The sequence below is a fragment of the Bradyrhizobium sp. USDA 4538 genome (genome assembly GCF_024171045.1).
In the GTDB taxonomy this organism is placed as follows: domain Bacteria; phylum Pseudomonadota; class Alphaproteobacteria; order Rhizobiales; family Xanthobacteraceae; genus Bradyrhizobium; species Bradyrhizobium australafricanum.
Map to the genome: position 1 here is coordinate 839,826 of NZ_JALJZE010000001.1, position 16,264 is coordinate 856,089.

Annotated in this window: 15 protein-coding genes; 10 read left to right on the plus strand and 5 right to left on the minus strand. The window is 65.5% G+C overall.

Annotation, left to right across the window (positions count from 1 at the left end; all coding sequences use genetic code 11):
- Positions 1 to 27 precede the first annotated feature (27 nt).
- Complete coding sequence (locus tag J2R78_RS03625) at positions 28 to 1,842, minus strand: NAD(P)/FAD-dependent oxidoreductase (RefSeq protein WP_253609724.1); 1,815 nt, start codon at positions 1,840 to 1,842, stop codon at positions 28 to 30.
- Positions 1,843 to 1,965: 123 nt separating this feature from the next.
- Between J2R78_RS03625 and J2R78_RS03630 the strand changes: the two genes are divergently transcribed.
- On the plus strand, positions 1,966 to 2,754 hold the full coding sequence (locus J2R78_RS03630) for an IclR family transcriptional regulator (protein ID WP_253609725.1): 789 nt from the start codon (positions 1,966 to 1,968) through the stop codon (positions 2,752 to 2,754).
- A gap of 209 nt (positions 2,755 to 2,963) precedes the next feature.
- Here J2R78_RS03630 and J2R78_RS03635 read toward each other — a convergent pair whose 3' ends face one another.
- The 4 genes from J2R78_RS03635 to J2R78_RS03650 all read right to left on the minus strand — a co-directional run bounded on the left by J2R78_RS03635 (position 2,964) and on the right by J2R78_RS03650 (position 7,848).
- Entirely contained in the window at positions 2,964 to 4,067 is a 1,104-nt protein-coding gene (locus J2R78_RS03635) for an ABC transporter ATP-binding protein (RefSeq protein WP_253587484.1), read from the minus strand.
- Positions 4,068 to 4,082: 15 nt separating this feature from the next.
- Positions 4,083 to 5,108: an ABC transporter substrate-binding protein gene (locus tag J2R78_RS03640; RefSeq protein ID WP_229162364.1), complete on the minus strand. Its 1,026-nt coding sequence runs from the start codon at positions 5,106 to 5,108 to the stop codon at positions 4,083 to 4,085.
- A 23-nt stretch (positions 5,109 to 5,131) separates the two neighbouring features.
- The gene (locus J2R78_RS03645) at positions 5,132 to 6,874 is read right to left on the minus strand and encodes an iron ABC transporter permease (protein WP_253609726.1); all 1,743 of its coding nucleotides are present in this window, start codon (positions 6,872 to 6,874) and stop codon (positions 5,132 to 5,134) included.
- A gap of 611 nt (positions 6,875 to 7,485) precedes the next feature.
- The gene (locus tag J2R78_RS03650) at positions 7,486 to 7,848 is read right to left on the minus strand and encodes a darcynin family protein (protein ID WP_253609727.1); all 363 of its coding nucleotides are present in this window, start codon (positions 7,846 to 7,848) and stop codon (positions 7,486 to 7,488) included.
- A gap of 140 nt (positions 7,849 to 7,988) precedes the next feature.
- On the opposite strand from J2R78_RS03650, the gene J2R78_RS03655 reads away from it, so the two are divergent.
- The 9 genes from J2R78_RS03655 to soxA all read left to right on the plus strand — a co-directional run bounded on the left by J2R78_RS03655 (position 7,989) and on the right by soxA (position 16,186).
- The gene (locus J2R78_RS03655; protein WP_253609728.1) at positions 7,989 to 8,549 is read left to right on the plus strand and encodes a TetR family transcriptional regulator; all 561 of its coding nucleotides are present in this window, start codon (positions 7,989 to 7,991) and stop codon (positions 8,547 to 8,549) included.
- Positions 8,550 to 8,649: 100 nt separating this feature from the next.
- The gene (locus J2R78_RS03660; protein WP_253609729.1) at positions 8,650 to 10,047 is read left to right on the plus strand and encodes an MFS transporter; all 1,398 of its coding nucleotides are present in this window, start codon (positions 8,650 to 8,652) and stop codon (positions 10,045 to 10,047) included.
- A 153-nt stretch (positions 10,048 to 10,200) separates the two neighbouring features.
- Complete coding sequence (locus tag J2R78_RS03665) at positions 10,201 to 10,650, plus strand: (2Fe-2S)-binding protein (RefSeq protein ID WP_016846497.1); 450 nt, start codon at positions 10,201 to 10,203, stop codon at positions 10,648 to 10,650.
- Positions 10,651 to 10,660: 10 nt separating this feature from the next.
- Positions 10,661 to 12,847, plus strand: a complete 2,187-nt coding sequence (locus tag J2R78_RS03670; protein WP_253609730.1) for a xanthine dehydrogenase family protein molybdopterin-binding subunit — start codon at positions 10,661 to 10,663, stop codon at positions 12,845 to 12,847.
- 57 nt (positions 12,848 to 12,904) lie between these two features.
- Entirely contained in the window at positions 12,905 to 14,176 is a 1,272-nt protein-coding gene (locus J2R78_RS03675) for an NAD(P)/FAD-dependent oxidoreductase (protein ID WP_253609731.1), read from the plus strand.
- A gap of 13 nt (positions 14,177 to 14,189) precedes the next feature.
- Positions 14,190 to 14,618, plus strand: coding sequence for a sulfur oxidation c-type cytochrome SoxX (gene soxX / locus J2R78_RS03680; RefSeq protein WP_253610073.1), 429 nt, complete (start codon positions 14,190 to 14,192; stop codon positions 14,616 to 14,618).
- Positions 14,619 to 14,631: 13 nt separating this feature from the next.
- Positions 14,632 to 15,096 carry a SoxY-related AACIE arm protein gene (locus tag J2R78_RS03685; RefSeq protein WP_253609732.1) on the plus strand — a complete coding sequence of 155 codons (465 nt, stop codon included), beginning with the start codon at positions 14,632 to 14,634 and terminating at the stop codon, positions 15,094 to 15,096.
- Complete coding sequence (gene soxZ / locus J2R78_RS03690) at positions 15,096 to 15,416, plus strand: thiosulfate oxidation carrier complex protein SoxZ (protein ID WP_076827071.1); 321 nt, start codon at positions 15,096 to 15,098, stop codon at positions 15,414 to 15,416. The genes J2R78_RS03685 and soxZ overlap by 1 nt, the downstream gene beginning before the upstream one ends.
- Complete coding sequence (gene soxA / locus J2R78_RS03695; protein WP_253609733.1) at positions 15,413 to 16,186, plus strand: sulfur oxidation c-type cytochrome SoxA; 774 nt, start codon at positions 15,413 to 15,415, stop codon at positions 16,184 to 16,186. The genes soxZ and soxA overlap by 4 nt, the downstream gene beginning before the upstream one ends.
- The last annotated feature ends 78 nt before the right edge of the window (positions 16,187 to 16,264 follow it).

Sequence of the window (16,264 nt, forward strand, 5' to 3'; positions counted from 1 at the left end):
CGAACATCAGTTTCGATCGCGCTCCCCTCAGCGGAATTGCACGCCCTCGAACTGGCCGCTGCGGCGCCAGCCGTCGATATATTTGAAGTAGGCCAGCGCGCCCGACGGATGGCCGACATTGAGCTTTGCAGCGGGACCCGGCTCGCGCCCCTCATTGTTGTAGTAACCGGGCGTGCAATCCGGTCCGCCGATCATCCGCCCGACGCCAGTCAGCAGCAGCTCGACCCAGCGATCCTCGGCTTCCTTGCTGACCTCGATTTCCTTGAAGCCGTTGTCCTGCGCGTGGCCGACCATCAGCGCGATGGTCCGCGCCGCTTCCGTCAGGTTGTGCGGCACGTTGGAGATCAGATTGGCGCCCTGGGTCGGCTGCACGAAGAACGCGTTGGGGAAGCCGTGCACGTGGATGCCGTGCTTGGTACGCATGCCCTCGGCCCAGTGCTCCGACAGCTTGACGCCGTCGCGGCCGGTCAGATCGAAGCCCGCGCGCCGCTTGTACTCGGTACCGACCTCAAAGCCGGACGCATAGATGATGCAGTCGAGCGCGTATTCCTTGCCCGCAACGACGATCCCGTTCTCGGTGATCTCCTCGACGCCCTTGCCGTCGGTATCGACCAGATGGGTGCCCGGCGTATTGAACGCCTGCAGATAGGCGTCGTGGAAGCATGGCCGCTTGCAGAGCTGGCCGTACCAGGCCTTGAGATTCCTGGCAGTGTGGGCATCGCGGACGATGGAGTCGACTCGGTTGCGGATTTCCTCCATCTTCTCGAAGTCGGAATCCTCGAATGCGGCCCGCATGTTCTCCACGCTTCGCTGCTCGCGCGGCAGCAGCATGATCTTGGCGCGGATCCGCTTCGACAGGTCGGTCCAGCCGTCCTGCACCAGATCTTCCTCGGCCGATCCGCCGGCCTGGTTGGCGGTGAAATTCTCCAGCCAGCGCTGTTGCCAGCCCGGCGTCGCGATCTCGGCAAACCAGTCGGGATCGATCGGCCCATTGCCGCGCACGTCGACCGACGATGGCGTGCGCTGGAATACGTAGAGCTCCTTGCAGGCGCGCGCGAGGTGGGGAATGCATTGCACCGAGGTCGCGCCGGTGCCGATGATGCCGACGCGCTTGTCGGCAAGCCTCTCCATCAGCGCGCCCGCAGGGTTACCGCCGGTGTAGTCGTAATCCCAGCGGCTGGTGTGGAACGAGTGGCCCTTGAAGCGCTCGATGCCGGGAATGCCGGGCAGCTTCGGCACGTGCAGCGGGCCGGTGCCGATGCCGACATATTGCGCGGTGAACGCGTCGCCCCGCGTGGTGCGGATGATCCAGCGCGATTGCGCCGTGTCCCAATCGAGGCTCGTCACCTCGGTGTGGAACAGCGCATTGTCGTAGAGATTGAATTGCCTCCCGATCCGCTGGCAGTGCGCGAGGATCTCCGGCGCATGCGCGTATTTCTCGGACGGCATGTGGCCGGTCTCTTCGAGCAGCGGCATGTAGACCATCGAGGCCGTATCGCATTGCGCGCCGGGATACCGGTTCCAGTACCACGTGCCGCCGAAATCGCCGCCCTTCTCGACAATGCGGACGTCCTTGATGCCGGCCTCGGTCAGCCGCGCCGCGGTGGCGAGCCCGGCGAAACCGCCGCCGATAAAGACGAAGGTGACGTGATCGGTCTTCGGCGCGCGCTCAACGACCGGCGTGTAGGGATCGTCGAGATAATGCGCGAGCTGGCCCTTGATCTGGAGATACTGGTCATTGCCGTCGGGACGCAGCCGCTTGTTGCGCTCCTCCTGATACTTCAGGCGCAGCCTCTCCTTGTCGATCGCGGCGCGCTTTGCGTCTCGGGCTTGCTCGGTCATCGGGAGGCGCCTCGCTCCAGCGGTTCCTTGTCCTTATTCCCCGCAGATAAACCGATATCGACACGATTTGCAAATTCATTCCGATATATTGACAAATCTGGCCATCTGAGACCAATATTCCGTATGACAGCATCTTCCCCTGCCGAGGTTCAGGCGGATCCGTCCTTTGCGACCACCCTGGCGCATGGCCTCGACGTGCTGGCGGCGTTTCGCCGTCATCCGGGCTCGCTGTCGAACGCCGAACTTGCGTTGCATACCGGCCTGTCGCGGCCGACGGTGTCGCGGCTGACCTACACGCTCGAGCAGCTCGGCTATCTCAGGCGCGACGCCAAGGGCCGCTTCGTGCTTGGGCTGGGCGCGCTCGCCGCCGCCTATCCTGTGTTGTCCGCGCTGAAGGTGCGTCAGCTGGCGCGTCCGCTGATGCGCGACTTCGCGACCTATGCCGGCGGCACGGTGTCGATCGCGATGCCGTTCGGCATCGACTTCATCTATGTCGAGACGCTGCGCACGACGGATACGGCGCCGCACGTGCCCGACGTCGGCTTTGTCAGCACGCTGGCGCCGACCGCGGTGGGGCGCGCCCTGCTGTCGCTGTTCACCGAGCAAGAGCTCGGCGCCTATGTCGCGCGCGTCAAGGCCGAGCGCCCCGACGAGTTCGACTACGTGCAGAAGCGCACGTTGCCCGACATCGAATTGTGCCGCGAGCGCGGCTTTGCCGTCTCGCTCGGCGAATGGCGGCGCGAGATCTTCGGCGTCGCCGCCCCGCTCTATCGCACGCCGACCGGCGAATGCCTGTCGGTCAATTGCGGCGTCCCCTCCTTCCGCTTCAGCGCCGAGCAGATCGAGCGCGAATGCGGCCCGCGCATCCTCGGACTAGCCCGCAGCATCCGCGCTCTGGTGGAGGAAGGCTAGCCCGAGAACCGGCGGCCGCCGCTTCACCTCGCCCCGCGTGCGGGGAGAGGTCGGAACGCATCGTTAGATGGGTTCCGGGTGAGGGGGAGCCTCCGCAAACGCAACTATCACTGTATTCGCGGAAGCAGCCCCTCATCCCACCCTCTCCCCGCGAAGAGCGGGGCGAGGGAGCCCAGCCCCTTCGCCACTCGACGCGACAATACCACGCTCTACTCATGCGATGCCGGCCCGCTGTCGCGATAGGCCCACAGGCATTCGCGCGGCAACGCGACCTGTGCCTCGACGCCGACCTGATGGCGCGCGGCGGTGCCGAGTTCGATCGCTTCCAGCCGCTTGCCGAACAGCTCGATGCCGTAGGCGGTCTGGGTGCCCTGATATCTGCGGTCGAGCACCTTTGCCGAGAACGTGTTGGCGCCGTCGGGCCGGCCGATCGCGATGTTCTCGGGCCGCAGCGCGATCCGCACTTTCTCGTCGGGCTTGAGCGCCTGGCACAGCGCGACCTCCCCTTGCCGGCCGTCACCGAAATCGACCACCCCATAGCGGCCATTGCATGTGACGAGCGTGCCCGCGAGCTCGTTGGTTGCGCCGGTGAAATTGGCGACGAACAGATCGGCCGGACGGTTGTAGATCACGTCGGGCGTGTCCATCTGCAATAGCTTGCCGTCGCGCATCACGCCGATCCGGTCGCCGAGCACGACCGCCTCGGCCTGGTCATGGGTGACGTAGAGCGCGGTCATCCCGGTCTGCTTGAGGATGACGCGAAGGTCGTCGCGCAGCCGCAGGCGCAGTTTGGCATCGAGGTTCGACAGCGGCTCGTCGAGCAGCAACAGTTGCGGCCGGTACACCATGCTGCGCGCCAGCGCGACGCGCTGCATCTGGCCGCCCGACAGCGCCACCACCGGCCGGTCGGCATAGTCGGACAGTCCGACCAGCGCCAGCGCCTCCTCGACCATGCGAGCAGCATCGGTGCGCCCGATCTTGCGGTGCTTCAGCGGATAGATCACGTTCTGCCGCACCGTCATATGAGGCCACACCGCATAGGACTGGAACACCATGCCGAGATCGCGCGAACGCGGCGGCACGAGGATGCCGCTTGCCGGCGAGGAGACCACCCGCCCGGAAATGCTGATCTCGCCGCCGGTCGGATGCTCGAGCCCGGCGACGCAGCGCAGCGTCGTGGTCTTGCCGCAGCCGGACGGCCCCAGCAGCACCACGATCTCGCCGGCCGGCACGCCAAAGCTGACGCCGTCGATGGCCGGGCGGCCGATCGAGAACTGCTTCCTGAGATCGGTGACTTCGAGCGTCGCCGTCATCGCTGCACCATCAGCCTATTGCCGGTAGCCAAACGTCTTGTCCCAGTCCGCGACCCACGCCGCATGCAGCTTCACATACTCGTCGAACTTCGGATACCAGAGCTTGACCACCTTTGGATCGAACCCCTCCGGATATGCCGGCGGCGCCTTCAGGGATGTGAGATTGCCGAGCTCCTTGATCATGAAGGTCTGCCCTTCCTTGGACAGACACCAGTTCAAGAACAGCTTTGCTGCATTGGGATGGGCTGCCGTCTTCGGAATGCCGGTCGCGTAGGGATTGACCGGAGCGCCTTCAGGCGGAAAGAAGATCTCGATCGGCGCGCCGTCCTTCTTCTTCTGGTAGATCACGTTGTAGAGCAGCGGCGCGATCGCGATCTCGCCGCGCACCAGCGCATCGGCCGTCGGCGCGCCGGAGGGATACAGCACCGGATGGGTCGCCGCCTGCTTGGCCCAATAGTCTTCGCCGAGCACCTGGCGCTCGAACATGATCCGCGTCCAGGTGGTGCCGCCGGACTGCGCGAACACCTGCCCGATCAATTTGTCATACTGCGGCTTGGTCAGGTCCATCCAGGATTTCGGCGGGTCCTTCACCAGCTCGGTGTTGTAGGCGATCGACCAGGCGATCGTCGCGCGCGGCCAGTATTTCGGCGAGATCAGCGCGTGCGGATCGTAATCGGCCGCGTTCGGCGGCGCGTAATCCTGGAACAGGTCTTCCAGCGGCTGCATCAGCGCGCGGTCGGAATGGTCGACGACGTCGGCGATCAGCTTGCCGGCCGCGGCCTCAGTCTTCACGCGGGTGATCAGCTGGCCGCCGGGCGCCCGGACCATCTCGACCTTGATCTCGGGAAAGCGCTTATTGAAGGCCTTGATGACCTGCTGCTCGATCTCGGCGAAGTTCGCGGTGTAGTAGACGAGCTTGCCTTCGGACTTGGCCGCCGCGATCAACTCCGCCGAGCCGAACTCCTGCGCCTGTGCCGCAGGCGCCAATGCAAGCGTCGCCACGCTTGCCAAGGCCAGTGTGGTGAAGGTTCGTCTATCCATCGCAATCCTCCCCTTATTCGTTGTTATCCGGTCCGCGCCACGTTGCCCTGCGCCGATCCGCGCGACAGCCAGTTTGCGCCGCCGATCAGGACACCGAGCAGCACGGTCTGCACCAGGCTGAAGGCCGCGGTCTTGCCGATATTGCCGCCCTCATAGTAGTCGAGCAGAAGCACCGACATCACCATGGTGTTGCTGGTGTAGAGGAACAGCGACGAGCCGAGCTCGCGGATCGCCAGCACGAACAGCAGCGTCATCGACGCCAGCACGCCCGGCCGCGCCAGCGGCAACACGATCGTCCTGATGGTGCCGAGCATGCCCTTGCCGCAGACCCAGGCCGCCTCCTCGAGCTCGCGGTGGATCTGCAGGAACGAGGTCGACAGCGCCTTCACGGTGTCCGGCATGAAGCGCGCAATGAAGGCGAGCGCGAGAATCCAGATCGTGCCGTAGAGCCCGCCCGGCACGCCGATCCAGGCCCAGAGATAGGCGACGCCGACCACCAGCCCGGGGATCGCGACCGGCAGGGTCGAGATCAGGTCGATGGCGCCGCGTCCGCTGACGCGGGTGCGATGGATGGTGTAGCCGATCGCAAAGGCGAGCGCGCCGCCGACAACGGCCGTGATGACGCCGACCTCGACCGCATTATAGATCGAGCGCATCGTCAACGGATTGTCGAAGATGCTCTCGAAATGCGTCAGCGAATATTGCCGCATGTCGAACAGGCTCGCGACGTCGCGGATGAACATGAACTTGCGGAACGCCGCGACGATCAGCGCCAGCGACGGCAGCACCACGACGATGAGGAGGTAGGCGATCCCGATCGCGAAGGTGAGCCAGCGCCATGGGCCGAGATCGAGGCTGCGCGGCCGGAACGCCTTGCCCGCGACGGTGGTATAGCTGCGTCCGCTCAGCAATTTCTGCTGCAGATAGACCAGGAGCCCCGTGACCACCATCAGGATGATCGCGACCGCAGCCGCGGTGTTGTAGAGCGGCGGCGACCAGTTGGTGAGCTTGAAGATGTAAGTGGTGAGCACGTTCAGGTTGGTCGGCGCGCCGAGCACGGCGGGGATGCCGTAGATGCCGAGCATCACGATGAAGGACAGCAGCATGCCCGAGACGATCGCCGGCATGATCAGCGGGAACGTCACCGTGAACAGGGTCGCGACCGGGCTCGCGCCGGAGATTTCCGCGGCCTCCTCCAGGCTCGGGTCCATGTTGCGCAGCGCCGACGAGGTGAACACGTAGACATAGGGCGCGTAGTAGATGCCGAACACGAACACCAGGCCCCACATCGAATAGAGATCGACGCGCAGGTCGGAGCCCATCCACTTGAACATCGTGTTGATCAAGCCGGTCTTCGGCGAACCGAGAATCGCCCAGGCCACCCCCGCGACCAGCGGCGGCGCGAACAGCGGCAGGATGCTCGCCGCGGCGATGAAGCCCTTGAACGGCGTGTTGGTGCGGACCACGATCCAGGAGAACAGGAGCCCGATCGCGACCGCGATCACCGTGCCGCCGCCGCAGGCAATCAGCGTGTTGAGCAGCGCTTCGGCGACGTTCGGATTGGCCAGCACGGCGAGGAAATTGGCGATCGACAAATGGCTCAGGCTGAGACGGATGCCGTCGACCACCGGATTGGTGTCGGTGAGCGCGCCGAGCAGCAGCATGAAGACAGGATAGATGACCAGGAAGGTCAGGATCGCCAGCAATGCCGCGACCCAGAGGCCGGTGAACGCGCGGCGGCGAGTTCCCTCGCTGGCGCTTCGCATGGCTTCGCTGCGCCGGTCGGCCTGTCCGTGCAATGCGCGTTCCCTCTTGCGGCCCGATCTGACGTCGGGCCTGCTTGTATACCAAGGTAGTCGATCGCGACTGTGACGCAAGCTATCCGAAAGTCGCTTCGGCGCGTTTCTGTGACGCACCATGGGAACACGAAATCGATTTATCGCGTTCGCACGCTGCATCCACCGCCGTCGTCCCGGCGAAGGCCGGGACCCATACTCCGCGGCGGATGTCTTGAACGGGACTCGTCGTTCCAGCACGCCCGACAAGCAGCATCGGTGGTTATGGGTCCCGGCCTGCGCCGGGACGACGATGCGGGTGGGGCGGAATTCGAGATGTCAAAACAGCCACTCGGTGTCATCACCCGCGCAAGCGAAAGCGGGTGATCCATCACTGACACCTCACTCCAAGGCATGGACGGCCTCCCGAATCGGACCAATCCAGCCAATGTTGATGTGTCAGCTATGTCTCCGAACACCCGTCAGTGATCTGTCCGGGCTGAACATCGAGCCGGGCGATGACAGATGTGGATGGGACGCAGTTGCGTCGCCACAGGCTGCCGGGACGCCGGCCCGGAACGATCCGGGCCGGCGTCGGCATCCTAGGCAAGGTAATTGCCTTCGAGCGCCGGCATGATGTCGAGCACTTCGAAATAGTGGTCCCAGAACCTCGTCTCGCGCAGGTGGTCGCAGAACCACGCCCAGGCCGAGAGGTCATCGGTCTCGCAGATCATGACGTCGGTCGCCCTGGTCGAGAAGGCCTCCGGCTCGAACCAGCGCACCTTCAGCTCCGGACGGCGCCGGAGCAAGGGAATGACTTCCTCGTGCAGGAAGGCGAGGCGCTGGTCGGTCTTCAGATCGAGCCAGTGCCGCGTGGTCTTGACCATGACGAAGATATGAAACCTATGCGGATCGTCCTCGTGCTCGGGAAGCACGGGGGACGAGGTCGTTTGCAGTGTCACCATTGATCGGTTCTCCTTTCACGGCCATAATGTGAGTAATTGCTCATATTCCACAACTCGCGTTTTGGGAGATGCCCGCCATGCCGGCGAAGCGGCGCACAAAGTCCCGCAAACAGCCGCTTCAGCAGCGTTCGCGGGAAACCGTGGCGGTGATTCTGGAAGCGGCGGCTCGCGTTCTGGAGGCGCGTGGGCTCGAGGGCTACAACACCAATGCGGTCGCCGAGCGCGGCGGGATCAGCGTCGGCTCGGTGTACCAGTACTTCCCGAACAAGGACGCGCTGACGCTGGCTTTGATCACGAGGTTCGAGGACGCGCTGCTGGCGAAAGTGCGGGATGCGGTCGCGGCATCCGAGGGCAAGAGCCTGACGGTATCGCTCAACCTGATCGTTCGGGCCCAGCTCGAGGCGCATGCCGAGCGGGCCCGGCTCAATCGCATTCTGGAGGCTGAGGAGGATCGCCTGCGCGCGGCGTCATCGGGCACGTCAGCGGCCGGCGAATTGAAGGAACTGGTCGCTGCCCTGCTGGCCCGGCATCGTCGTGAGATCGCAAGGCCAGTCGATGATGACGCCATCGAGGACTTGATCGTGATCAGCCGCGCCATGGTCGACCATGCGCTTCAAAACGACCTCTCGCAGGCTGCGGCCAGCCGCCGGGTGCTGCGCGCCATCGAAGGATATCTGTTCGGTCCGCGGCGGGACTTCTGACGCTTCCGGCAAGGCCGCTTCGCATACGCATCATGCAATGGCGCGGCTGGGGAACGGGATGCCGGCGTAGTACATGGCGGCCCCGGAGACATTTTCAGGCATGCTCGAGAAGACCCCGACCACCGCGGCTGCGGCACCGATCACCGATGGTTTGCCTTGGGAGACCCGCCGCTGGGCGGTGGCGGCGATCTTCACGGCGCTGGCGATGGCCTCGCTCGATACCGCGATCGCCAATATCGCGCTGCCGGCGATCGCGAGCGATCTGCATGTCAGCCCTGCGGAAGTGGTCTGGGTCGTCAACGTCTATCAGATCGCGCTGGTCGCGACGCTGCTGCCGCTCGGCGCGCTCGGCGAGATCGTCGGCCACCAGCGAATCTATCTCGGCGGCCTTCTGCTGTTCACATTGGCGTCACTCGGCTGTGCCCTGGCGTGGTCGCTGCCGAGTCTGCTGGTTGCGCGCACCTTGCAGGGGCTCGGCGCCAGCGGCCTGATGAGCGTCAACACAGCGCTGGTGCGCTTCGTCTATCCGAGCCGGATGCACGGCCGCGGCTTCGGCCACAATGCGCTCGTGGTCGCGACCGCCTTCACGCTGGGGCCGACCATCGCCTCCGGAATCCTCGCGCTCGGCCCATGGCCCTGGCTGTTCGCCGTTAACATTCCCTTTGGCGTCGTCGCGTTGCTGATCGGCATGAAGACGCTGCCGACGACGCCGCGCGCCACCCACGCCTTCGATTTCGCCGGCGCGGCGCTGGCCTGCGCCTGTCTCGGCCTCTTCATCATCGGCATCGGCAGCGCCGCGCACAAGGCCGCGCCGGCGCTTGTCATCGCCGAGCTTGTCGGCGCCGTCCTGTTCGGATGGATCCTGACCCGGCGGCATGCCGACCATCCGGCGCCGATGCTGCCGATCGACCTGTTCCGGCGGCCGATCTTCGCGCTGTCCGCCGCGACCGCCGTCTGCTCGTTCGCTGTGCAGGGCCTCGCCTTCGTGTCGCTGCCGTTCTACTTCGAGGACATATTGCACCGCTCGCAGGTCGAGACCGGCTTCTTCATGACGCCCTGGCCGCTGGTGGTCGCCTTCATGGCGCCGATCGGCGGCCGGCTGTCGGACCGCTATCCGGCCGGCATTCTCGGCGGCATCGGCATGCTGCTGCTCGGACTTGGCATGGTGCTGCTCGCGACCCTGCCGGCCGAGCCCAACGTCGCCAACATCGTCTGGCGCACGATGATCTGCGGCATCGGCTTCGGCTTCTTCCAGACTCCCAACATGAAGGCGATCATGTCGAGCGCGCCGTCGCATCGCAGCGGCAGCGCCAGCGGCATCGTCGCGACCGCGCGGCTGACCGGGCAGACCACCGGCGCCGCCCTCGCCGCGCTCTGCTTTGCGCTGGCCGACCGCGAGGGCGCCACCGTGGCGCTGGCGCTGGGTGCCGGATTTGCCGCGCTCGGCAGCGTCATGAGCTTCCTGCGTTTGGCGGTCGCTTCACCGCAAAAGTCATGACAGGTATGCGGCGCGCACAGTCCGCGGCCAAACACCACAGCATCAACTTTCTTTCGCGCTGCGAGCGCATTTTCTTGATTTGAACCGTTCCAGTTTCAAGGCCAACATCGCACTGCAGTCCGGTCGGAGGATCGGACCATTCAGGGGATCGCGATGGCAAACCTCAAAATTAACGGCAAGACAATCACTGTAGACGTCGAGGACGATACGCCACTGTTGTGGGCAATCAGAGAGAACGTCGGACTCACAGGGACCAAATACGGCTGCGGCATCGCCCAATGCGGCGCCTGCACCGTGCATATCGACGGCGTCGCGATGCGCTCCTGCGGCGTCACGGTGAGCGAAGCGGCCGGCAAGGAAATCACCACGATCGAGGGTCTCGCGGCGGGCGGCGTGATGCACAAGGTGCAGCTCGCCTGGATCGCCAGCGACGTGCCGCAATGCGGCTATTGCCAGAGCGGCATGATCATGGCCGTCGCGGCGCTCTTGAAGGACAATCCGAAGCCGACCGACGACGACATCAACGACGCCATCACCAATATCTGCCGCTGCGGCACCTTCCAGCAGGTGCGCGAGGCGATCCATGCTGCCGCGAACGCATAAGGACGCAGCGATGAACCAGCACGTCATGCCAAAACTGAATCGCCGCGCCTTTGTGATCGGCACCGCAACCGCCGGCGCCGGCCTCGCGCTCGGCCTCGACCTGCCGTTCGGCGGCCCCGCCGTGGTGCGCGCGGCCGACGGCGCGCCTGAAGTCAACGCCTGGGTCGTGATCCGGCCCGACGACACCGTGGTGATCCGCATCGCCCGCTCCGAAATGGGCCAGGGCACGCTCACCGGCCTCGCCCAGCTCGTCGCCGAAGAACTGGAATGCGACTGGTCGAAGGTCACGACTGAATATCCGACGCCCGGCCAGAGCGTCGCCCGCAAGCGCGCCTGGGGCGACTTCTCGACCGGTGGCAGCCGCGGCATCCGCACCTCGCAGGACTATGTCCGCAAGGGCGGCGCCACCGCGCGCGTGATGCTGATCCAGGCCGCAGCCAACGAGTGGAAGGTGCCGGCCTCGGAGTGCAAGGTCTCTAACGGAGTCATCACCCACACGCCCTCGGGCAAGACGACGACCTACGGCAAGGTCGCGGAAGCCGCCGCCAAGCTCGAGCCGCCGGCCGACGTCAAGCTGAAGGACCCGAAGGACTGGACTATCGCCGGCAAGGGCCTGAAGCGGCTCGACACCGTCGACAAGACCACCGGCAAGATGGTCTACGGCATCGACGTCAAGCTGCCGGGCATGTTGAACGCCGCGATCAAGGATTGCCCGGTGTTCGGCGGCAAGGTGAAGAGCTTTGACGAGGCCAAGGTCGCCGGCATGAAAGGCGTCAAGAAGGTGGTGCAGGTCGGCGACAGCGCGGTTGCCGTCGTCGCCGACACCTGGTGGCACGCCAAGACCGCGCTGGATGCGCTGCCGATCGTCTGGGACGAAGGCCCCAACGCCAAGGTCTCCAGCGAGACGATCGCGACATGGCTCGCCGAAGGCCTCGACAATGCGCAGCCGGCCTATGTCGGCAACCAGAACGGCGACGCCAAGGCGGCGATCGCCAGCGCTGCCAAGAAGGTCGAGGCGGTCTACAGCTATCCCTACCAGAACCACGCCACGATGGAGCCGATGAACGCCACCGTGCTCTATACGCCTGACAAATGCGAGGTGTGGTGCGGCACGCAGAATGGCGAGGCGGCCTTCGCCGCGGCGCTCGAGGCCTCCGGCCTGCCGGCGGAGAAGGTCGACGTGCACAAGCTGATGCTCGGCGGCGGCTTCGGCCGGCGCGGCATGACCGACTATGTGCGGCAGGCGGTGGCGATCGCCAAGCAGATGCCGGGCACGCCGATCAAGCTGCTGTGGTCGCGCGAAGAGGACATGCAGCACGGCAAGTATCACCCGATCACGCAGTGCAGGCTGACCGGTGCGTTCGATGCCGACAACAACCTGGTCGCGCTGCACTACCGGCTGTCGGGTCAATCCATCCTGTTCTCGGTGCGCCCGGAAGCGCTGCAGAACGGCATGGACCCCGCCGCGTTCCAGGGCGTCGCGCAAACCGGCGAGGCCGCGATCGGCTATTCGGTGCCTAACCTGCTGGTCGAGCATTCGATGCGCAACCCGCACGTTCCACCGGGCTTCTGGCGCGGCGTCAACGTCAATCACAACGCGATCTACATGGAATGCTTCATGGACGAGCTGGCGCTGGCGGTCGGGCAGGACCCGCTCGAATTCCGCCGCAAGCTGATGGGCAAGCACCCCAAGCATCTCGCCGTGCTCAACGCCGTGGCCGAGAAGATCGGCTGGGGCACGCCGGCGCCGCAGGGCGTCTATCGCGGCATCGCGCAGGTAATGGGCTATGGCAGCTATGTTGCCGGCGCCGCCGAGATCTCGGTGACCGACGGCAGCAAGGTCAAGGTGCATCGCATCGTCGCCTCCACCGATCCCGGCTATGTCGTCAACCCGGCGCAGGTCGAGCGGCAGATCGCGGGCTCCTTCGTCTACGGCCTCAGCGCGCTGTTCTACGGCGGCTGCACCGTGAAGGACGGCCGCATCGAGCAGACCAATTTCGACACCTACAACTCGATGCGCATCAACGAGATGCCGAAGGTGGAATCGGTGATGGTGCCGAGCGGCGGATTCTGGGGCGGCGTCGGCGAGCCGACCATCGGCGTTGCGGCGCCGGCGGTGCTGAACGCCTATTTCGCCGCGACGGGAAAGCGCATCCGCAGCTTCCCGCTGCGCAACCAGAACATCAGCTTCGCCTGATCAAACCGGAAGGGGCGGCCCGACCGGCCGCCGCCTCCTTTTTTCGGATTCTCGTGCATGGCCGTCACGCGTCATCAGACGCGCAGGGATGTGATCCGCGGCGCCGCTGCCGTCGCAGCGGCCGCCTTGGCGCGTCCGGCGTTGGCGCAGGCGGCGCCGCGCATCGCGGTGATCGGCGGCGGCTTCGGCGGCGCGGCCTGCGCGCGGGCGCTGCGGCGGCTCGACACCAAGCTTCAGGTTACGCTGATCGAGCCGAACAGGACTTTCACCGCCTGCCCGTTCAGCAACGAGGTGATTGCAGGTCTGCGCGAGCTTGCCGCGCAGCAATTCACCTATGACAAGGTTGCGGCCGACGGCATCACGATTGCCGGACAGGCGGCGACGAAGGTCGACGCGCAGGCGCGCAGCATCGCGCTCGCTGATGGGACAACGCTGTCCTATGACCGGCTGGTGCTGGCCCCCGGCATCGACATGCGCTTCGACGCCCTCTCCGGCTATGACGAGGCAGCGGCCGAGAAGATGCCGCACGCCTGGAAGGCCGGCGAGCAAACCATGCTGCTGCGCAAGCAGCTTGAAGCCATGGACGATGGCGGCCTCGTCGTGATCGCGGTGCCGGCTGCGCCGCTGCGCTGTCCGCCCGCCCCTTACGAGCGCGCCAGCCTGATCGCGCATTATCTGAAGACGAACAAGCCGAAGTCGAAGATCCTGGTGCTCGACGCCAAGGACAATTACTCGCAGCAGAAGCTGTTCGAGAAGGCCTGGACGGAGCTCTATCCCGGCATGATCGAACGGATCGCGCTGTCGCAGGGCGGACGGGTGACGTCGGTCGATCCGGCGACGAATGAGATCGTCACCGACTTCGGCAATTACACCGCCGCCGTCGCCAATGTGATCCCGCCGCAAAGGGCCGGCCGCATCGCTGACATCGCCGGAGCAGCCGACCACACCGGCTGGTGCCCGATCGATCCCGTCACCTTTGCTTCAAGGCTCGTGCCCAACATCCACGTCATCGGTGATGCCGCGATCGCCGGCGGCATCCCGAAATCCGCCTCCGCGGCGGCAGCGCAAGGCCGCGCCTGCGCGGCCGCGATCGTGAGCGCGCTTGCCGGCAAGGCGCCGGAGACGCCGCGGCTGGATGGTGCCTGCTACAACACGGTCGCGCCGGGCTACGCCTTCTCGCTGAACGGCATCTATCAGCCGAAGGAAGATCAGTACGCCGAGGCGGAGATCACCACGAGCCCGGTCGATGCGCCGCACGAGGTGCGCCAGCGCGAGGCAAATCAGGCGCTCGACTGGTTCAAGAGGATCACGGGAGATGCCTTTGGCTAGGCTCGCCCTCACAATGCTTCTCGCCGCGGGACTGTTCGCGGCCTGCTGGCCCGTCGGCGCCGAGGAGCTGCGATCCTACACCGTCGTGGGCGATGCGATTCCGGCCTCGCTGACGGGAACCAGGGGCGATGTGGCGCGCGGCCGCGCGCTGATCGTCGAGCGTTCCTCCACTTGCATCCTCTGTCACAGCGGCCCATTTCCCCAGCAGGCGTTCCAGGGCGACCTCGCGCCGAACCTTGCCGGAAGCGGCAGCCGCTGGTCGGAAGGACAGTTGCGGCTCCGCCTGGTCGATGCGTCGCATCTCAACGCGGCGACGATCATGCCGTCCTACTATCGGGTCGAAGGGCTCGTGCGGGTCGGCACCTCTTGGCGCGGCAAGCCGATCCTGTCGGCGGAGCAGATCGAGGATCTCGTGGCTTACTTGACGACACTGCGGAACTAGGACCAATCAATCGATGGCGAATTCGGACCACACCACACGCCGGACGTTTCTGAGCCTGACTGGCGGCGCCGCCGCGCTGGTGATCGTGCGCCCCCTGGACGCGACGCCGGCGATGCTGTCGGCCGCGATCCGCAATGTCGTCGGCGAGGCCGATGTGCACACCGGCAAGGTCAAGCTCGACATTCCGCCGCTGGTCGAGAACGGCAACACGGTGCCGATGACGGTCAGCGTCACCAGCCCGATGACGGCGGACGAGTATGTGAAGAGCATCCACGTCTTCAACGAGAAGAACCCGCAGCCGAACATCGGCAATTTCCATCTCGGGCCGCGCGCCGGGCGCGCCCAGGTGTCGACCCGCATCCGCCTCGCCGACAGCCAGAAGGTCACCGCCATCGCGCGGCTGTCCGACGACACGTTCTGGTCTGCAACCGCCGACGTCGTGGTGACGCTCGCTGCCTGCACCGAGGAGGCGATCTGATGCCGTCGGCCCTGATCAATGTCCCGGCCAAGGCCAAGCGCGGCAGCGTCATCGAGATCAAGACGCTGATGTCGCACATCATGGAGACCGGCTACCGCCACACGGCCTCGGGCAGCGTGGTGCCGCGCGACATCATCACGAGCTTCACTTGCCGCTTCAACGGCAAGGAAGTGTTCCGCGCCGATCTTTATCCTGCGATCGCGGCCAATCCGTTCATCACCTTCTTCACCACGGTGACCGAGAGCGGCAAGTTCGAATTCGAATGGATCGGCGACAAAGGGTTTTCGGAGACCGCGCAGGCTTCGATCACGGTCGAATGAGGATTGCGGTCTGCATCGCGCTGCTGACGGCGATGGCGGGCGCCGCGCTCGCGACCGAGATTCCGCGATCGGAACGCCGCTCCGGCTACAGCTTCATGAGCGCCGACACTAAGGCGATGCAGGACGAGGACACCGCCAATCCCGGCATGCTGTCCGTGCTCGACGGCGAGGCCTTGTGGACGCGCAAGGCCGGCACGGCAAACAAGGCCTGCGCCGACTGCCACAACGACGCCCGCGTCAGCATGAAGGGCGTGGCGGCGCACTATCCGGCCTTCGACAAGGCGCTGCAAAAGCCGGTCGACCTCGAGGGACGGATCAACCTCTGCCAGAGCAATCACCAGCAGGCCTCGCCTTTCGCCTACGAAAGCCGCGAGCTGCTGGCGCTGACCGCCTATGTCGCACGGCAATCGCGCGGCATGCCGATTACGGCCGGCGACGATCCGGAGCTCGCGCCGTTCGTCGAACAGGGCCATGCGCTGTTCATGCAGCGGCAGGGTCAGCTCAATCTCGGCTGCACCAATTGCCACGATGATAATTGGGACAAGAAGCTCGCGGGCAGCGCGATCACGCAAGGGCAGCCGACCGGCTATCCGCTGTACCGGCTGGAATGGCAGGCGCTCGGATCGCTGCAGCGACGGCTGCGCGCCTGCATCACCGGCATCCGCGCGCAGGCCTATGATTACGGCTCGCCCGAGCTGGTCGAGCTCGAGCTCTATCTGATGACGCGAGCGCGCGGCATGCCGGTCGAGACGCCGGCGGTCAGGCCTTGACTACACAGCTCCATCCGCGTCATTGCGAGGAGCGGAGCGACGAAGCAATCCATCCCTCCGCGCGCTGGGTAGCAATGG

What these genes read in the sequence shown, in the direction of transcription:
- J2R78_RS03630 (WP_253609725.1), top strand. Translation starts at nt 1,966, where the DNA reads ATGACAGCATCTTCCCCTGCCGAGGTTCAGGCGGATCCGTCCTTTGCG.
- J2R78_RS03625 (WP_253609724.1), bottom strand. Translation starts at nt 1,842, where the DNA reads ATGACCGAGCAAGCCCGAGACGCAAAGCGCGCCGCGATCGACAAGGAG.
- J2R78_RS03665 (WP_016846497.1), top strand. Translation starts at nt 10,201, where the DNA reads ATGGCAAACCTCAAAATTAACGGCAAGACAATCACTGTAGACGTCGAG.
- J2R78_RS03685 (WP_253609732.1), top strand. Translation starts at nt 14,632, where the DNA reads ATGGCGAATTCGGACCACACCACACGCCGGACGTTTCTGAGCCTGACT.
- soxX (WP_253610073.1), top strand. Translation starts at nt 14,190, where the DNA reads ATGCTTCTCGCCGCGGGACTGTTCGCGGCCTGCTGGCCCGTCGGCGCC.
- J2R78_RS03660 (WP_253609729.1), top strand. Translation starts at nt 8,650, where the DNA reads ATGCTCGAGAAGACCCCGACCACCGCGGCTGCGGCACCGATCACCGAT.
- J2R78_RS03645 (WP_253609726.1), bottom strand. Translation starts at nt 6,874, where the DNA reads ATGCGAAGCGCCAGCGAGGGAACTCGCCGCCGCGCGTTCACCGGCCTC.
- soxZ (WP_076827071.1), top strand. Translation starts at nt 15,096, where the DNA reads ATGCCGTCGGCCCTGATCAATGTCCCGGCCAAGGCCAAGCGCGGCAGC.
- J2R78_RS03675 (WP_253609731.1), top strand. Translation starts at nt 12,905, where the DNA reads ATGGCCGTCACGCGTCATCAGACGCGCAGGGATGTGATCCGCGGCGCC.
- J2R78_RS03640 (WP_229162364.1), bottom strand. Translation starts at nt 5,108, where the DNA reads ATGGATAGACGAACCTTCACCACACTGGCCTTGGCAAGCGTGGCGACG.
- J2R78_RS03650 (WP_253609727.1), bottom strand. Translation starts at nt 7,848, where the DNA reads ATGGTGACACTGCAAACGACCTCGTCCCCCGTGCTTCCCGAGCACGAG.
- soxA (WP_253609733.1), top strand. Translation starts at nt 15,413, where the DNA reads ATGAGGATTGCGGTCTGCATCGCGCTGCTGACGGCGATGGCGGGCGCC.
- J2R78_RS03635 (WP_253587484.1), bottom strand. Translation starts at nt 4,067, where the DNA reads ATGACGGCGACGCTCGAAGTCACCGATCTCAGGAAGCAGTTCTCGATC.
- J2R78_RS03670 (WP_253609730.1), top strand. Translation starts at nt 10,661, where the DNA reads ATGAACCAGCACGTCATGCCAAAACTGAATCGCCGCGCCTTTGTGATC.